16 protein-coding genes are annotated in these 16,900 nt (G+C 59.4%); 12 read left to right on the forward strand and 4 right to left on the reverse strand.

The features are described 5' to 3' along the window. Positions 1–77 precede the first annotated feature (77 nt). From IH944_05390 to IH944_05415, 6 genes are all read left to right on the forward strand, one after another. Positions 78–542: an Lrp/AsnC family transcriptional regulator gene (locus IH944_05390; GenBank protein ID MCH7903986.1), complete on the forward strand. Its 465-nt coding sequence runs from the start codon at positions 78–80 to the stop codon at positions 540–542. 7 nt (positions 543–549) lie between these two features. Then, positions 550–1,701, forward strand: a complete 1,152-nt coding sequence (locus tag IH944_05395; GenBank protein ID MCH7903987.1) for a GNAT family N-acetyltransferase — start codon at positions 550–552, stop codon at positions 1,699–1,701. A gap of 2 nt (positions 1,702–1,703) precedes the next feature. Then, positions 1,704–2,858, forward strand: a complete 1,155-nt coding sequence (locus IH944_05400; protein ID MCH7903988.1) for a PLP-dependent transferase — start codon at positions 1,704–1,706, stop codon at positions 2,856–2,858. Positions 2,859–2,940: 82 nt separating this feature from the next. Next, a complete protein-coding gene (locus IH944_05405) occupies positions 2,941–3,891 on the forward strand; it encodes a peptidyl-prolyl cis-trans isomerase (protein ID MCH7903989.1) in 951 nt (316 codons plus the stop codon). After that, positions 3,884–4,936, forward strand: coding sequence for a nucleoside triphosphate pyrophosphohydrolase (gene mazG / locus IH944_05410; protein MCH7903990.1), 1,053 nt, complete (start codon positions 3,884–3,886; stop codon positions 4,934–4,936). Before IH944_05405 ends, mazG begins: the two co-directional genes overlap by 8 nt. Then, positions 4,933–5,790 (forward strand): S1/P1 nuclease, encoded by an 858-nt coding sequence (locus IH944_05415; GenBank protein MCH7903991.1) that lies wholly within the window; start codon positions 4,933–4,935, stop codon positions 5,788–5,790. The genes mazG and IH944_05415 overlap by 4 nt, the downstream gene beginning before the upstream one ends. Here IH944_05415 and IH944_05420 read toward each other — a convergent pair. Both IH944_05420 and IH944_05425 read right to left on the reverse strand, forming a co-directional pair. Next, on the reverse strand, positions 5,787–6,608 hold the full coding sequence (locus IH944_05420) for an N-acetylmuramic acid 6-phosphate etherase (protein ID MCH7903992.1): 822 nt from the start codon (positions 6,606–6,608) through the stop codon (positions 5,787–5,789). The two genes, IH944_05415 and IH944_05420, sit on opposite strands and share 4 nt — an antisense overlap. Continuing rightward, entirely contained in the window at positions 6,605–7,495 is an 891-nt protein-coding gene (locus IH944_05425) for a hypothetical protein (protein MCH7903993.1), read from the reverse strand. The genes IH944_05420 and IH944_05425 overlap by 4 nt, the downstream gene beginning before the upstream one ends. A gap of 57 nt (positions 7,496–7,552) precedes the next feature. Between IH944_05425 and IH944_05430 the strand changes: the two genes are divergently transcribed. The 4 genes from IH944_05430 (at position 7,553) to IH944_05445 (ending at position 10,829) form a co-directional block, all read left to right on the forward strand. Next, positions 7,553–8,560: a glycosyltransferase family 9 protein gene (locus IH944_05430; GenBank protein ID MCH7903994.1), complete on the forward strand. Its 1,008-nt coding sequence runs from the start codon at positions 7,553–7,555 to the stop codon at positions 8,558–8,560. 12 nt (positions 8,561–8,572) lie between these two features. Beyond that, positions 8,573–9,058 (forward strand): hypothetical protein, encoded by a 486-nt coding sequence (locus IH944_05435; protein ID MCH7903995.1) that lies wholly within the window; start codon positions 8,573–8,575, stop codon positions 9,056–9,058. A 131-nt stretch (positions 9,059–9,189) separates the two neighbouring features. Further along, positions 9,190–9,603, forward strand: coding sequence for a DUF2089 domain-containing protein (locus IH944_05440; GenBank protein MCH7903996.1), 414 nt, complete (start codon positions 9,190–9,192; stop codon positions 9,601–9,603). Then, complete coding sequence (locus IH944_05445) at positions 9,603–10,829, forward strand: DUF4097 family beta strand repeat protein (protein MCH7903997.1); 1,227 nt, start codon at positions 9,603–9,605, stop codon at positions 10,827–10,829. Before IH944_05440 ends, IH944_05445 begins: the two co-directional genes overlap by 1 nt. Here IH944_05445 and IH944_05450 read toward each other — a convergent pair. After that, entirely contained in the window at positions 10,826–11,998 is a 1,173-nt protein-coding gene (locus tag IH944_05450; GenBank protein MCH7903998.1) for a phosphoglycerate kinase, read from the reverse strand. The two genes, IH944_05445 and IH944_05450, sit on opposite strands and share 4 nt — an antisense overlap. Positions 11,999–12,036: 38 nt before the next feature. Then, positions 12,037–13,395, reverse strand: coding sequence for an MFS transporter (locus IH944_05455; protein MCH7903999.1), 1,359 nt, complete (start codon positions 13,393–13,395; stop codon positions 12,037–12,039). Between the two features lie 219 nt (positions 13,396–13,614). Here IH944_05455 and IH944_05460 point away from each other — a divergent pair, with 219 nt between their 5' ends. Both IH944_05460 and IH944_05465 read left to right on the forward strand, forming a co-directional pair. Further along, positions 13,615–14,397, forward strand: a complete 783-nt coding sequence (locus IH944_05460; GenBank protein ID MCH7904000.1) for a PEP-CTERM sorting domain-containing protein — start codon at positions 13,615–13,617, stop codon at positions 14,395–14,397. 137 nt (positions 14,398–14,534) lie between these two features. Further along, positions 14,535–16,880, forward strand: a complete 2,346-nt coding sequence (locus tag IH944_05465) for a right-handed parallel beta-helix repeat-containing protein (protein ID MCH7904001.1) — start codon at positions 14,535–14,537, stop codon at positions 16,878–16,880. Positions 16,881–16,900 lie beyond the last annotated feature (20 nt).

The following is a 16,900-nucleotide window of genomic DNA, read 5'->3' on the forward strand; positions in this document are numbered from 1 at the left end:
CGTACAGTATTTCTTGCTGAGCAATTCGCCAAAAGGCTGGTTGTTGCCCATCGCACCGAATATCATGAGGAAATCCCATGAGAGATTCGTTCGACGAAGTAGACCTCAGCATCCTGCGCCTGCTGCAAGAGAACGGCCGCATCACAAATGCCGAGCTAGCCCGCCGCGTTGGCCTATCGCCGCCGTCTGTGCTCCAGCGAGTCAGAAAGCTCGAAGACCAAAAGCTGATCACAGGATACACCGCTTTGCTCAACAGGGAGGCCATGGGGTTCGGATTGGTCGTGATCGCGATGGTCAGTTTGGCGCTGCACCAGGAGCAGGCGATCGATCGATTCAGAAAAGCGGTCAGGTCGATTCCAGAGGTTTTGGAGTGCCTGCACGTCAGCGGAGACTTCGACTTTTTGCTGAAGATCGTCGTGAAGGACATGAAGGCGTACGAAAAGTTCATCCGCGAGAAGCTGAGCGCGATCAAGGGCGTCGGCAAGATACAGAGCTGCTTCGTCTTGGCTGAGAACAAACAGACCACGGAGCTGCCGATTTAGATCTTCGATGTCTTTTATCAGCAAGAGAGTAGAGACAGCGGCGGAAACCGCGGAGCTGCACAGAATATGGTCGTGGGTCTGGAGCTCTGAGGCGCCGTCGTCTGACGATCCGCTGTCGGAGCCTGATCCTGGAGAGATCAGGATGCTTGGCGAGCTGGATGGCGTCGCGGTCTGCGGGCTGAAGGTGCACGATTATCTCGTCGCTCGCGGCAGTGCGGATTTGCGCTGTGGCGGGGTCGGTGCGGTGGCGACGATGCCGGAAGCGAGGGGCAAAGGTTGCGCGAACCAGATCATGGTCGATGCGCTGCGCGAAATGCGCGAGGCGGGGCACGTGATCTCAAATCTGTACGCGTTTCGCGAACCGTTCTATCGAAACGCCGGATACGCGACGTGCGGTTGGCGATGGCGGATCAAGGCGCCGCAAAGCCGCTTAGCGAAGACCGAACAGCGTTTAGACGCGCGGCAGTTGATGCCCGACGAGATCCAGCAAGTCGACGAATGCTACACGAAGTTCGTGCGGACGTTCTCCGGCTCTGTGTTGAGAACGGACCATCAATGGAAGAGTCGTTTGCCGAAGAAGTTGCCGATGATCTACGCCGTCGGCGATCCGATCGAGGCGTACGCTTGGGTGAAGCTCAAGGACTTCTGGGGCGACGTCGAGGTCGGAGAGCTGGCGTGGAGCTCAGTTGCCGGCTACGACAGCATCATGGCCGTCTTGCGCAACCTGGCGGTCAATCAGAGCCACGTCGTCTGGCGCGAGCCGCCGAGCAGTTCTCTGCTGACCAGCAATCTTGATCAAGGCGTCGAGATGAAGTTGGACGAGCCGACCATGTACCGCGTGCTCGATGTTCCGGGTGCGCTTGCGGGGCTGGCGCCCGAAAGCACCGGCGCGTTCTCCATCGAGGTTTCAGACGAGCTGCTGCCGGAGAATCGGGGGCCGTGGCGGGTTGCGTTTTCTCCCGACGGCGTATGCGTTGAGGCGTGCGACAGCGCAGACCTCGCGATGGATATTCGCCAGTTTTCGCAAGCCCTGATGGGCCAGCCGAGCGTAATAGAAATCGCGAGGGCGGGGCTTCTGGAGGCGAAGAGCGAGGCGGTCGTCGATGAAGCTGCGAAGCTTCTCACCGCGATGCCGGTCTGCTGCATGGAGTTCTTTTAGAGATGAGCAAAACCGATCTAGATCTCGACACGTTGATGGTGTTTCTCGGGTCGCGGCCGGAGCCGTTGCACGGTGCAGTCATTCCGCCGATCTATCAGTCGAGCACGTTTGCGCAGCAGGCGCCCGGCGAATACGGCGAGTACGACTACACGCGCACCGACAACCCGACGCGCACCGTCTTGCAACAGACGCTTGCCGCGCTTGAGGGTGCGCAGTACGGTCTGGCGTTCAGCTCTGGGATGGCCGCTGTCGATGCGATCATGAGCCTGTTGAAATCGGGCGACCACATGCTTGCGGTCGACGACATCTACGGCGGTACGTACCGGTTTATCGTCGATGTGCTGATCCCGCGCGGGATCGAAGTTGACTTCGTCGATATGAAAGACGAGGGGAACGTGCGCCGGACGATCAAGCCTAATACGCGCATGATCTGGTTCGAGTCGCCGACAAACCCGCTGCTCAACCTGATCGACATCGAGATGATCGTGGCGGTTGCTCGCGAGCACGAGTTGATCTCGGCTATCGACAACACGTTCTTGCCGTACTACCAGCAGCCGCTCGCGCTCGGGGTCGACCTTGTCATGCACTCGTTGACGAAGTACATCAACGGCCACTCCGACGTGATCATGGGCTGCTTGATGACGAACGACGACGGGCTTTATGAGAAACTCAAGAACCTTCAGAACGCGATGGGCGGTACGCCGTCTCCGTTCGACTGCTTTCTGGTGCAGCGCGGCATGAAGACGCTTCCGATCAGGATGCAGCGGCACGAACAGAACGCTCGCGCGGTTGCTGAGTTCCTCGCACAACACAACCGGGTTGAAGAGGTGCTGTACCCCGGTTTGAAAACCCATCCGCAGCACGAACTCGCGTGCAAACAAGCGACAGGGTTCGGGGGCGTTCTTTCGTTTCGTTTGGCGGCAGATATGGCCGGGACAGCGAAGTTCCTACAGGCAACAAACCTGTTCGTCCTCGCGGTCTCCCTCGGCGGCGTCGAGAGCCTGATTGAGCAGCCGTCGACGATGACCCACTACGAAATGCCTGCCGAAGTCAGGGAGTCCGTCGGGATCACGGACAGCCTGATTCGCGTCTCCGTCGGGATCGAGTCGGCCGACGACCTGATCGCGGATTTGGACCAGGCGTTGGACTGTATTTGATCCGTTGCCGTGACTTTCAGCACCGTGCGGTGTGATTGCTGAACTTCAAGCGTCAGAATGGTGGAGAACAGGTGTCAAAACGATGTCCGAATTGCGACTGCCGGCTTTAGCGCTGTTACTTTCTTGCTTGACGACCGCGTTTGCACAGGTAGATGCTGAGCGGGTCGTTGCCACCGTGAACGGAGAGCCGATAACCGGCCGCATCTATTACGCGCGAATGGAGGTGCTGCCTGGTGTCGGGCAGATCGGCCCCGGCAACAGCTTCGTCCCGATCGTCCCAGGGTATTTGACGCTCCAAAGAATCATCGACGAGATGCTCCTGGTCCAACTTGCTGAGGAGCGCGGCGTCGCCCCAACCGAGGCCGAGATCGATGCAGAGATAGAGTTGCGCATGGAGGAGGACCCGGATGTGATCGCGCAGTTGCTGGCGCTCGGATTCACCGAGGCCGACTACCGGTACAACGTGATTCTGCAATTATCGCAGTTCAAGATCGAATCGCAGGGCATCACGATCACCGACTTTCAGGTGGAGAAGCAGTACGAGGGCAACCGCCTAAACTACACGCTGCCAAAGCGCTACCATCTCCGGCTGCTCCGAGTCGACAGCGAGGACGCGAAGCCGGCAGCCGATGCAGCATTGGCCGAGGGGAAGTCGTTCGAAGACGTCGCCACAGAGTTCAGCAGCGACATTTCCCGGTTCCAGGGCGGCGACATCGGTCAAATAGCAGAACGGGATATGCAGCCAGTCGTTCGAGACGCGCTCTTGGAAACGCTCGAAGGCGGGGTTACCAAGTGGCTGAATCAAGGCGGCGTCTGGCTGAGGTTTAAGATCGAAGAGATCCTGCCAGCCGAAACGCTAGAGTTGGACGAGAGGCTGAGGCGGCGAATCAGGGAACAGATGATGCTCGAGAGCGGGCGTGCGAAGAACAACATCCTCTTGCTCATGCGTGAGATTAGGAAGAAGGCCGTTCTCGATTTCAAAGGCCATCCTTTCGCCGACGAACTGACGGAACACTTTAAGATCGGTGGTTGATGCCGCACAGGCCCTGCGGTCGCTCGACTTGGAGGGCAGCTACCAAGTCCATACCGCGCCACAGCTGCTGTCCATCGATCAGAGAGCGCATCAGGTTTTCTGCGGATTTGGCGGACACGAGTCGGAGTTGCATGCAGCGCTTAGACGTCGGTTTCCTGGCACGCACTCCATTTGGCTGTGCGCGGCGGACGGCGTTCGCTCGCAGATCACCGTCGCGGACCTAGAGACGACTCTCATTTTGGATCGGCAAGTCGTAGTGTCGGCGGTTGAAAGCGATCATGCCGGGGGGCTGTACGGGTTGGTCTGGGTCGTGGACCGCCTGCTCGGCCCCGGCGGGTGTCCGTGGGATCAAGAGCAAACGCACGAGTCGTTGAAAAAGCACTTGGTGGAAGAGGTGTACGAACTGATCGACGCGATTGACAGACAGGACGAGCACGGAATGAAAGAGGAGCTCGGCGACGTTCTGCTACAGCCGATCATGCACGCGCAGATGCAGTCTCTCGCTGGCAACTGGCACATCGACGACGTGGCTGCGGACATCACGGAGAAGTTGATCAGACGGCATCCACACGTGTTCGGCGAGGGCGACGCCAAGACTTCGGATGACGTGCTTCAGCACTGGGATCGGATCAAGAGCGAAGAGAAGGGGGGCGAAAGCCGCTCTGTGCTCGGGGGAGTGCCGCAGGCGATGCCGGCGCTCCTGCGGGCGCACGAACTCAGCGTGCGCGCTGCAAGGGCAGGGTTCGAGTGGCCGGATATTGATTCTGTTTGGAAGAAGTTTGACGAAGAGCGAAACGAGTTGCGCGGTGCCATCCAGTCGGGTGAAGACGAATCGATCACCGACGAGGTCGGCGACCTTCTGTTTACGGTCGTCAACCTCGCGCGGTGGCTTGGAGTCGAGCCGGAAGACGCGCTGCGCAGGATGCTCGATCGGTTTGCCGCGCGGTTTGCATGGATGGAGAGATCAGCCCAACGGCAGCTGGCCGATCTGTCGGCAGAGGAATGGGATAAGCTCTGGGAGAGCGCGAAGAAGGAAGCTTTATGAAGATGACCTCAAGATGCACGATCGTTGCAGCCCTGACAGTTGTTGCAGCAACGGCGAGCGCATGGAGCGACGCTGGGCACGGGGCGATCGTATTTCTTGCGTACAGGCACCTAACGCCCGAGGTGCGAGCCAAGGTCGATGTACTTCTAAAGGTCGGCGTCGATAAGAAGTACGCGCCGTTGGAGATGGCCGCGATCTGGGCCGACGCGACGCGTACAGACGAGAACGGCCCGTGGCACTACATCAACGTGCACTTTCGCACCGACGGCAAACCGGTCACGAATCAGGCCTTAGAGGAGAACGTCGTTTGGGCGATCGATCGATTTACGAAACAGTTGGCCGATGCCACGTTGACAGAAGAGCAACGCGCTGATGCTCTTCGCTACGTCCTCCATTTTGTCGGCGACGCGCACCAGCCGCTGCACAACGTGGCCAGGGACACAGAGAGATATCCGAACGGCGACCGAGGTGGCAACGAATTTGCGATCAAGCCTGGGAACGGGCTACCGAGCTGGACGACTAACCTTCATCGGGTTTGGGATTCGGGATGCGGAGCGTTCGCGCTGCCGATGAGGGCGGGGGAAGAAGGCTTCGTCGAACGAGCGGAAGAGTTGGCGGACGTCCTCGCCGGATTTCATGCTCGCGAGGACCTCGATGCGGACGTACGAAACCTCGATCCGAAGGCTTGGATTCGCGTAGGCTCGGCGATTGCGATTACGTCGGCGTACGTCACGGAGGAGGGCGGTACGCCAAGCACTCTGTATCTCAGGAGCGGACAGAGAATCTGTATGCGCCGAGCGGCGTTGGCGGCGTATCGCCTAGCGGAAATCTTAAATATCGCGCTTGCGGATTAAACCGGCGCTTGAATTTTTCGGACGGCGGCGAGAACATCTCTGACGTTCCAGTTGTGTCGCTCCAACAGTCGCCGCGCTTCCTGATCCGAGAGCGTCGAGAGATCTCTCACAATTCGAACACAGCGCTCTTTCAGCTTGGCGTTCGTCGGTGCGACGTCGACCATCAGGTTTTCGATCACTTTGCCGCTCAGAACCATGGCGATCGTGCTGATCCGGTTGAGGGCGAGTTTTTGGGCGGTGCCCGCCATCAGCCGCGTCGAGCCGGTCAGAATCTCCGGTCCCGTGTCGAGAAAGACGCCGAGATCGACGATCTCGAATATCGGCGTCCCGGAGTTGTTCGCAATCCCGCAGGTGCGGACGCCTTTCTGTTTTGCGTGCCTTAGGGCAGCGAGCACAAAGGGGGTTCGGCCACTCGCGGCGATGCCGATGACGAGGTCCTTCGGGCTAAGGTCGAGCGCGTTGAGCGCTTGAATCGCAGTGTGCTCGATGTCTTCAGACGATTCAGCAGGCATTTTGCCCGCTTCCGGTCCTCCTGCAACGATTGCGATAAACCGGTCGTCAGGGACGCCGAAAGTCGGGGGCATCTCTGCTGCGTCGGTTGCGGCGATTCTTCCGCTAGTACCCGCACCCACGTAGATCACGCGACCGCCAGACTGATACGCTTTCGCCGCCCACTCGGCCGCCTTGGCAATCGCGTCTTCGGCCTTGTTGAGAGCACGGATGACTGTGCGCTCCTCTTCGTTCATTAGCCGCACCACTTCTAGAGCAGTCATTTTGTCCAGGCCGATCGATCGTGGGTGTCTTGATTCAGTACTCATTGCGTCATCTTCATGGCTATTTTGACCGCGCCCGTGACGGGCTCATTTGTCACAACGCCTAACTCGTATTCTCGGTTCCTTGAGGCCAGTTTGTCCCGGAATATTTGCTGGAGCAAACGATCCGTTTTCCACACTCCGCCAGCTAGTGCAACCACAACTTTCGTTCGGTCTGCGAGATGCTCGTCGCAATGCTCGTCGAGGTTTGCGGCGAGGCCTCCGAGCGACTCGTTGATGCTCGAGAGCGCGTACTCCCAGCCTTCGGCTGCGTCAGCTGCGATCGTGCCCGCGAGCCCTGAGAGCGCTGATCCTGGCAATGGCACTGCGTAGAGCACCGCTATTACTTCAGACGCCTCGCGATGCCCAAACTGTTCCTCGACGCTTCGCCAAAAGGCCTCTGACGCAGGCATCTTTTTCGCAGTGATCATGGTTAGCCTCAACGCCGCGCGGCCGATCGCAGCGGCAGATCCTGCGTCACAAAGCAAGTAGCCGCCGGCGCTGGACTTCACTAGATTCCCATCGACTTCGGAGCAGATCACCACTCCCGTCCCTGCGATCACGAGAACGTCGGTTCCTTCTGGCGCAGCCTCCCAGCCCGCATGGTAGTCCGGCCTGACTTCGTAACGCTTCGCGTTGACGAACTGTTTGAGGTTTTGGAGTGCGCGCTCCTTGGACGCCTGCGACAGAAGGCCGGCGAAGCAACCGCAGGCGGAGTCAACGTCCGGCGAGCCTGCCAGCGCTTCCTTCATGTGCTCGGCAACTAATTCAGCATCTGTTGAGGCCACGTTCGCCGAACCGGAAAGCCCTTCAAACACCTGGTTGCCCTCTTCGTCGCACACGAGCGCCCGCGTCGTCGAGCCTCCGCAATCTAGTCCTAGATACAGTGGCATTTAGCCGATGCGTAACTTACCTGATTCGGAGACGGAGTTGCGCTAAACTGTCGTCCGATGAAGCGATACACCGGTGCGGGGGTCTCCGAGGGGTCACGGATCGCCGTGATTACGAATGACGCGCTCGGAAACTTTGTCGTCGCAACCCCGCTCTTTCAGATGTTGCGCAGCGAACTAAGCCCCCAATGCATCGACTACTTCGGCGGGACGAGAATCGCAGAGCTTGCGCTAGGCTCCGATCTCATCGATCGCTTCGTTCCTCTGCACGGCGAATCGCCAAGGGGGTTCGCAGATGCCTTGACCGAGCCGTACGATCTCGTCGTGAACGTCGAGTGGACGACGTGGGCGAAGAGCGCTGCTGCGATGCTTGTAGGAGAGAACGGCTACGTCTGCGGGCCGTGCCTCGACGAAGAAGGCCGGGCCGACCTGCCGTTCGCCGAAGACGACCGCGGCGACTTGTGGCGGGACCAAGAGTGGGTCAGCCCTGAAGTCACGACCCGCTATCCGTTCTTGAGCACGGGGTTCATCAGCGAGATCTTTTGTCGATTGGCTTACCTGGGTGGATCAATCCCCGCGTACCGCGTGCGGCAACAAGACCCGGGGGGCACGGTTCCCGACGTCTTGATAGCCGCAAGCGCAAGCCTGCAAGACAAACTGTGGACCGTGGAGAATTGGACGGCCGTCGTCGAGACCATGATCAAGTCTGGTACGACGGTGGGGTTGCTCGGCGCGCCTCCGAAGAGCCAAAAGAAGTACTGGCTTGGAGCAGACGAAGAGCTGGCCATCGTCAGCGCCGGCGCGATCGATTTGCGCGGCGCGTTCACTCTTCCGGAGGTGGTCGGTGCGCTGGAGCGCTGCAAACTGGCCCTGACTCTCGACAACGGAATCCTGCACCTAGCGTGCGCCGCCGGAGCGCCGACGATCGGGCTGTACAGGCACGGCATCAGGCGGCTGTGGGCTCCCCCGCACCCAGGTCTTCAGGTCTTGGAGGCACAGGCTGGCGAAACGGTCGCCTCCATCTCGCTAGCAGCCGTGCAAGCAGAAGTTGAGAAATTCTGGCACTGATATACTCAGAGCGTGGGGAAGAAACGAAGAGTCTGGTGGGTCGCTGGCGGGGTGGGGCTCGTCGTGCTGTTCACGTTCACGATGCTTGCGATGCATGTGAACTCCGCCGATGCGCGGATGGACGCGACGCTCGAAGATATCGCCCTGCGGTATAGCTTGGACGTTGAACACACGGGGGAGACATTCCGCTCCGGGTCAACGAGTTTCGTCAGAACTTGGGAGTCGAGCGAGCTGACCGCAGCAGACATGGAGCAGATACTGAGAACGATTGACGCCGCCTGCAAGAACTGCACGGCTGATCCCAGCGACCGAGAGTTCGGCGAGGCCGGAGCGGTCTTTTTCCAACCCGGTGACGAGTACGACCAAACGTTCCTGATCATTGTTGCCGATGGACGTGTTGCCTACGACGTCTGGGGCGGCACTCTCACAAGAGGCATCATGGTAGTCAGGATCAATCGTCCGTTCTGGGTGCGGGTAACAGATTGGTGGCCCTGGTGAGAGAGCTTGTGCTCGAACTGACCCACTTTCGAGATTCTTAGTCAAGACTTAAGATTTCTTAGGATTTTGGCCTATACGGCCATGAATCATCACGTATAGTGTGATTGGAACACAGATTTCCGAGAAGCCGTATGCCAAACGATGAACTTCCTGACATCCCGACCGAGTGCCCGGTCAGTGGAAAGCCGTTGCACGTGACAGAGCTCACGTGCGAGGAGAGCGGCGTCATCATCCGCGGCAAGTTCCGGCTGCCGGACGGCGCAGAGATGGCCGACGAACAGCGGAAGTTCCTGAGCGTGTTCATCCGAGCGCGGGGAGTGATCAGCACGGTCGAACGAGAGCTCGGTTTGAGCTATCCGACGGTGCGATCAAAGTTGGACAACCTCCTGAAAGCGATGAATCTAGCTCCTATCAAGGAGGACGTGAAGAAGAGCGACGACAAGAAGAAGACGGCGGCAAAGAAGAGAAAGATTTTGAAGGATCTAGAAGACGAGAAGATTACTGCGGCGCAAGCGAAGAAGAAGCTACAGGGACTGAAAGAGTAATGAAAGACGAAGTCAGACGAATCATGCAGATGGTGAAAGACGGGAAGCTCAGCCCGGATGACGCCGCGGAGCTGATTGAAGCTTTTCAGGGCTCCGAGGGTTCGGAGCGTGTGGAAGGAGGAAACGACAGTGGGGCCCAAGCCCAACCTCAGGAGGAGCAGGCGTCGGAGGAGGAGCCTGCCTCTAAGGATGATCGACTGTCCGGCTTCGTAGCCCAACTGGAGAAGATGGGCAAAGAGGTCGCGGACTCGGTCAACTGGCACGACGTTGCCAAGCAAGTGCGTCATGGCGTCAACAAAGGCGTTGATGCGATACGCAAGGCGACGGACGACATGAGGAAGGGCAAGGGCCCGCTAGCGGTGTTCGGCGCGCACGAGTCGAAGACCGTGGAGCTCCCGCTCGATGTTCCCGAAGGCAAGATTCTGAGGATCGAGGGCGAGGCCGGCGACATCAAGATTACGGGCGGCAAGAAGATCGGAAAGATAGTCGCAACGGCGACTTTCCGCGGTCACAACGAGGAAGAAGCTCGGGCCAAGGCGGAGGGTTACATCCCTGTGCTCGAGGAGAGCGAGCAGTTCGTTCTGCTTCGCCAGCCCGACGGCAGCGACTTTTCAGTCGATCTTGAGATCTCGGTCGCAAAGGGGGTTCCGGTCGAACTGCGCGTTCAATCGGGCGATATCCGCGTCGTGGACACCCGCAGTTCGTGCAGGGTGACGAGCCGAAGCGGCGACGTTTACCTGCGCGGTATGGACGGTACGATCGACGTCTCGCTGTACTCCGGCGACGTGAAGATCGAAGACAGCAAGTCGTCGGTCATGACCGTTGAAACGAAGTCCGGAGACGTAACGTTGACAGATGTGAAGGGCGTGATGAACCTTCGGACTAGCAGCGGCGACGTCCGCATCACCCGCGCGGCCGGTCGGACTCTTTCGGTCGAGGCCGCGAGCGGAGACGTTTCGATCGACGTGCGAGAGCCGGTCCAGGGCGCGATCAACGTTCGTACGGTCACGGGCGACGCGAGAGTCGACATTGCCGGTGGCAGCGACGCACAAGTGATGTTGTCGACCCTGCGAGGAGCTGTATCCAGCGGCGTGGAGCTGGATGATCTTCAGCAAGAGGGCCTCAAGATCACGGGCAAGCTGGGGAAGGGCAATGGCTCGATCGATATCAGCTCGGTCAACGGCGACGTACACCTCGGCCTTCGCGACTCCGGCGCAGACGGTTAGCGATCCTGCAGCGCTGAGATAGCCGGCAAGCTCCTGCCTTCGAGCAGTTCCAGGCTCGCGCCTCCACCGGTGCTGACGTGGCTCACCCTGTCGGCCAGTCCAAACTTCGCGATCGCCGCCGCGCTGTCCCCGCCACCTACGACCGTGACACCCTCCGACTCCGCCATCGCCTCGGCGATCCGCCTAGTACCGTGCGAGAACTGCTCGATTTCGAACACCCCCATCGGCCCGTTCCAGAACACCGTCTTCGCCGTGCGAACGGTTTTGTAGAACATATCTTGAGTTTCAACTCCGATATCTCCACCGTACTGGTTGGGGTCGATGTCGTCGGCGGGCACAGTGCGTGTTGCGGTCCCTGCGGTCAATTCGGGCGCGATCACGACGTCGACAGGCAAGGCGATCTTATCGGCAAAGTTGCCGAGCGCCTGCTCTGCGAACGGAAGGTTTGATTCGTCCAGCAGCGACTTGCCGATCTCCTTTCCCTCGGCTTTGAGAAAGGTGAAAGCCATCGCGCCGCCGATCAACAGCTTGTCGACCATTGGCGCAAGGTTTTCGATGACCAGGATCTTGTCTGATACTTTAGCGCCGCCGAGCACGGCGACGAACGGACGCTGCGGCTCGTGCAAAATGCCGCCTAAAAACTCAATCTCCTTTTCGATCAGCAGCCCCGCGACGGACGGGAGGAACTGCGCAACTCCGACCGTAGAGGCGTGCGCGCGATGCGCCGTGCCGAAAGCATCATTGACAAAAAGATCTGCCAGTCGCGAAAGGCTCTTGGCGAATCGCGGGTCGTTTGCTTCCTCTTCCGGATGGAACCGAACGTTTTCTAACATCACGACCTGGCCAGGCGCCATGGCGTCGGCAGCGTGCTCGACCGCAGTCCCGACGCAATCGGGCAAGATCGGAACCTGCGTCTCCAACAGCTCTGCCAGCCTCTGCGCGACCGAAGCGAGCGATAGGTCAGCGACGACAGCGCCCTTCGGTCGCCCCAGATGGCTGCAAACGACGATCGACGCGCCGTGGTCCAGCAAGTAGTTGATCGTCGGCAGCGCGGCGACGATCCGTGTGTCGTCGGCGACCGCCTGGCCGTCGAGAGGGACGTTGAAGTCACACCGGAGAAGGATCCTCTTTCCGCTGACATCCACGTCGCGAACCGTCTGCTTGTTCAATCGCATTTTTAAGTTGAGACGAAAGAGTACCGCCGGGATTACCGAGAGCCGCGCACGTTTCGGATCAGCACGGTACTGAGCAGGTATAGAGCTCCAGCCAAGATGATGGCACCCATGTATCCGTAGTGCATATTCGGCCATTGGTCGTTTGCCCAGGCTATGACGGTGAACCCGGTGAGCGCCGCGATGATCTGGACCGACGAGATGCTCATCTGCCAGACCCCCATGTCCGTTCCTGCCGCGTCCTTTGATGGGATGACGTCGCTAACGAGCGCCCAGTCGGCCGAGAGATACAGCCCGTAGCCGAAGCCGAAGCCGACCGACAGTAGCCACGCAACCGTCAGATCGCGCACGAAAGCGAACGGGATCAACACACAGAACACGATTACGCCTGCGATGTAGATGAACAGCTTGCGACCGTGTTTGTCCGCGTACTTCGAGGCGACGAGAGCGCCGATCGCTCCAGTGAGAGCCAGTGTGAGCGCGAGGATCAGCGTCGCATAACCGGCCTGATCCGCAGGTGCGTCACCCGGTACGGTCCAACCGAACAGCTCATAGGTCGTGTACGCGTCCTTGAGGAAGAACAGAAGGTATTCGACGACCAGGTAGAAGCCGAGCGCGTTGAGAAACCGCGTGGCCCAGACCCAACGAAAGTCGGAGCTCTTGAACGGCCTCGCCCACCGCTTCCAGAACGGCTCCATCGCCTCTTCTGCAACCGCCTTCGCCCTCACGTGTCGGACCGTGATCAGCGTGGCGGTTGCGCACAGGATGTTGACCAGCGCAATGCCGTAGTAGATGGGCTTGATGCCCGCTATCACGCTGCCAGTCTTGAGGATGATGACGAGCGCGACGACCCCGGATGAAAGCTGTCCGAGCATCTGAAGCGTGGCCATGATCGAACTAGCGCGCCCGCGTCGGCTCTCCGGAACGATCTCCGGGACCATGGCGCTGTACGGCCCGGTGCCGACGTCGTCTGAGAACTGCAGAAAGAGGTAACCGACCATCAGCATCCAGAACTCGTTGGCTCCTGCGAGATACACGGCGGCCATCGCGGTCAGCGCCGCGCCGATCGCGATGAAGGGCTGGCGGTGGCCCCACTTGCTGCGCAGCCTGTCGCTCAGGCCTCCGAAGATCGCTGGACCGATCAGAGCCCAGGCAGCGCCGACGCCGAAGACGAGCGCCCATTTCTTTTCGTGGTTATCCTTCGCCCACGCCAGCGCGTCGGCTTCGTTCAGCCCTAGTTCGCGGATCGCCTCGAGCTTCAGAACCTCGTCGATCTGCGCCGGAAGCAACAGCATCAGCACGACGAACCACTTGTAGGTCGTGGCGAACCAGTACGCCGAGAACCCTAGGTTCCACAGCCACGTGTCCCTATAGCCTGTCGCAACCTGGTTCACGAGCTGGAGTATGACAGCCCAAATTGCCGATTCTCGGCCTCCCAGATTGCGGAACCGCAGGGCTATCGACCTGCTCAGGGTGCCAGCAAATATGCGGGTATTTCGAGTTAGAGCATCCTTGGATAGCGACCAGGACGCATACTAGTTATGCAAATGGCCCTCGGTGGGCCGTTGTGTGCGCCGGTTTTTTGAGCTGTAGCTGCGTACTGGAGTGGAGCAATGAGACGAATACTTTTAGTTTCGGTCGTAGCCGCCTTGGCCACTGCGTCACAGGCGTTTCCCCTTTTCCCGACGATCTTCGGGCACGATTTCAATTTTGGGGCGCTAAACTCGCAAGGCCCGGCCGAGTATGCAACCAACGGCGCAGCCCCCGATACGCTCATTTACACGCCGTCTAGCGTCGACACAGAGGTGACGGCGTACTGGCCGTCGTGGCCCTTGCCTCCCGTCTTCGAGGTTTTCAATGGAGCTGGCGTATTCGGCGGAGACTTTCTCCTGCAAGTGCAGTTTGACGCACAGGACGCGCCTTACGTCGGTCCTGGCGGCGTAATTGACGTCAGCTTGACAGGCACTGGTATGAACGGCCCGGGTGCGGCTGATTTGGTCATCTTGGGCGCGATCCCCGGCATGGGGATTCCGTTCACGTCGCTTTGGGAGATCGACTTACGGGACGTTTCACTGTACGGCGTATCTGGCCATACATCTTATGTGCTCGAGGGCGCAGGTACGATCGTGGGCGGCTTCATTCCGCTGGAAGTGGCCCCGCATTTGTTGGGTGAGTCCGGCGTGATGCGCGGCAATTTGGATTTCATCGACGCTCCGGCTGGCTGGATGCCGTCGGAGTACGATCCATTGGACGACGTTGGAAGCTTCGGAATAGAAACGGCATACTCCGGCGAGACTGGATGGGGCGAGCCGGTGCCAGAGCCTGCTAGCATGATTGCCCTCGGACTCGGCGTTGCAGCGCTCGTCGCGCGTCGTCGAAGAAAGCGCGCAGCGTAAGCGATCAGCACTCCAGTTGGTTGTTTCTCGGGCTGCGAACGCAGCCCGAGTTTCGTTGTATCACTTGCTAACCGAAGCTGGGCACGCCTCTAGTGGCTGGGAGGAAGCCGGCGCCGATAAAGTAACCTGTTTCCGCGATGCTTGCAGTCTTATTCGCCGCGCAGCTTCAGCAGGACATCAGCCTGTCGCCGGGGATGGTCATCACCCGATCCGCAACCGTCATGCTGGCGGTCTACCTGTTCCCGAACGACAACACCGACGCAAGAAGCGGCACGATCACGATCAAGGGCGACAACATTACCGTCGACTTCAGGAACGCAACGCTGCGAGGCACTCGGGACACGGTCGATCCCGATGAGCGCGCAGGCACCGGCGTCTTCATCGAGGGCAACAACGTCACGATCAAGAACCTGAACGTTCACGGGTACAAAGTCGGCCTTGCAGCGCGGGACAGCAAGAACCTGAAAATCATCGACTGCGACTTCAGCTACAACTGGAAACAGCGCCTGATGAGCACGCCGGAGCGGGAGGACGGCAGCGACTGGATGAGCTACCACCACAACGAGGAGGACGAGTGGCTCCGCTACGGCGCGGCGATCTACCTGCGCGGCTGCGACGATTTCGAGGTGCAGGGGTGCACTGCGCTCGGCGGGCAGAACGGGCTGATGATGACCGAGTGCAACGAGGGGCTGGTTTGGAACAGCAACTTTTCGTTCCTCAGCTCGATCGGCGTCGGCATGTACCGCTCTAGCAGAAACCGCATCATGCACAACAACATCGACTGGTGCGTGCGCGGCTACTCGCACGGCGTCTACAACCGCGGCCAGGACTCAACTGGAATCCTGGTCTACGAGCAGTCGAACGACAACGTGTTCGCCTACAACTCCGTGACCCACGGCGGCGACGGGTTCTTCCTCTGGGCCGGGCAGACGACGATGGACACGGGCGAGGGCGGCTGCAACGACAACCTACTGTACGGCAACGATTTCAGCCACGCCGTGGCCAACGGCATCGAGGCGACGTTCAGCCGCAACAACTTCGTCAACAACCTCATCATGGAGTGCTGGCACGGCATCTGGGGTGGGTACTCGTGGGAGAGCAATGTGATCGGCAACATCTTCCGGCACAACGCTGAGGGGATCGCCTGGGAGCACGGGCAGGACAACACGTTCGCGGAGAACATCTTCGACCGTGAAAGGATGGCGATCAACATCTGGCAGAAGGACAGCGAAAACCCGAACTGGGGCTACGCTGAGCAGCGTGACACAGCTAGCCGAGACAACAAATTCGAAAACAATTTCTTCTACGATGTTATCGGCCCTGTGTTCAGGATAAGTCGATCCGCGAACGTCTCGATATCAGGCAATGTACTGTTGATCGTCGGTCTTTTCATGAATCATGAAAAGGAGATTCCTGGCATGGCGATCAAAGGAAATGACATTTGGACTTCCGTCGATATGAAGCTTCCTGGAACGCTTGAAGATAACCTGTTCGAGGTTGATGAAAAGCACGCTCCCGTCGAGATCGCGATGCAATCGAGCGGAAACCTGAATCCTGAAATGGAATCGACCGGAAAAGATTACTTGATGCAGTTCGCATACACTGGCTGGGATCCGTATGTCATCGAAACTCCGCCAATAATTTCACCGAAAGACAACGACTTCGCGGTTGCCCTCAGGCCGTACTATGTGAAGCCACTCGAAGGAGGGAAGCGCCCGTTCCTGAAGCCTGGCTCTGTCCGCGGGCGCAAGAACATCATCATCGACGAGTGGGGTCCATACGACTTCCGTTCGCCGAAGCTCGTGTGGCGCGGCAAAGACGAGGCTGGACGGCTAAAGTTCGACGTGCTCGGTCCGTTCGGAGCGTGGACGGTGAAGACTCTGCGCGGCGTGAAGTCGATCTCGACCGAAGCCGGTAACGTCCCTGGCGAACTGACCGTGGAACTTGAGTCAGGCAAGGCTGCGGACATTCTGGTCGAGCTTGAATTCGTTGGCCTCGAAACGATCGACTACCGAGGCATCGTCACCGACAAGGGTCGCGCGGTCACATTCAAATACAGCGAGTTCTTCGCGCCGATCGACTGGACGGTGATGTGGTTCAACTACGACCTGAAGACGCAAGACCCGCGCGAGACCGACGACTGGAAAACCATCATCCTAGGCAAACCAGCGCGCGAGGAGAGCACCGACCGCCTCGCCTACGCCTGGGGCGGATCGCCGGGCGAGGGTGTGACCGGCAACGCGTTCCTGACCTTGGCCGAAGGTTCGTTCGAGATTCAGCCGGGCGATTACATCTTGGAGCTGACTAGCGACGACGGCGTGCGCGTTTTCGTCGACGGCAAGGTCGTCCACGAGGACTGGACATGGCACGGGCCAAAGAGCGCGCGCATCTCGCTCTCGCTCGGCGGAAAGCACACGATCCGCATCGAACACTTCGAACTCGACGGTTACTCGACGCTGAAGTGCGAGTTGAAGCGGGGGTAGGAAGTTCTGGAGTTCGGAAG

The sequence above is a fragment of the Armatimonadota bacterium genome, assembly GCA_022563855.1.
Taxonomy (GTDB): domain Bacteria; phylum Armatimonadota; class Fimbriimonadia; order Fimbriimonadales; family Fimbriimonadaceae; genus JADFMN01.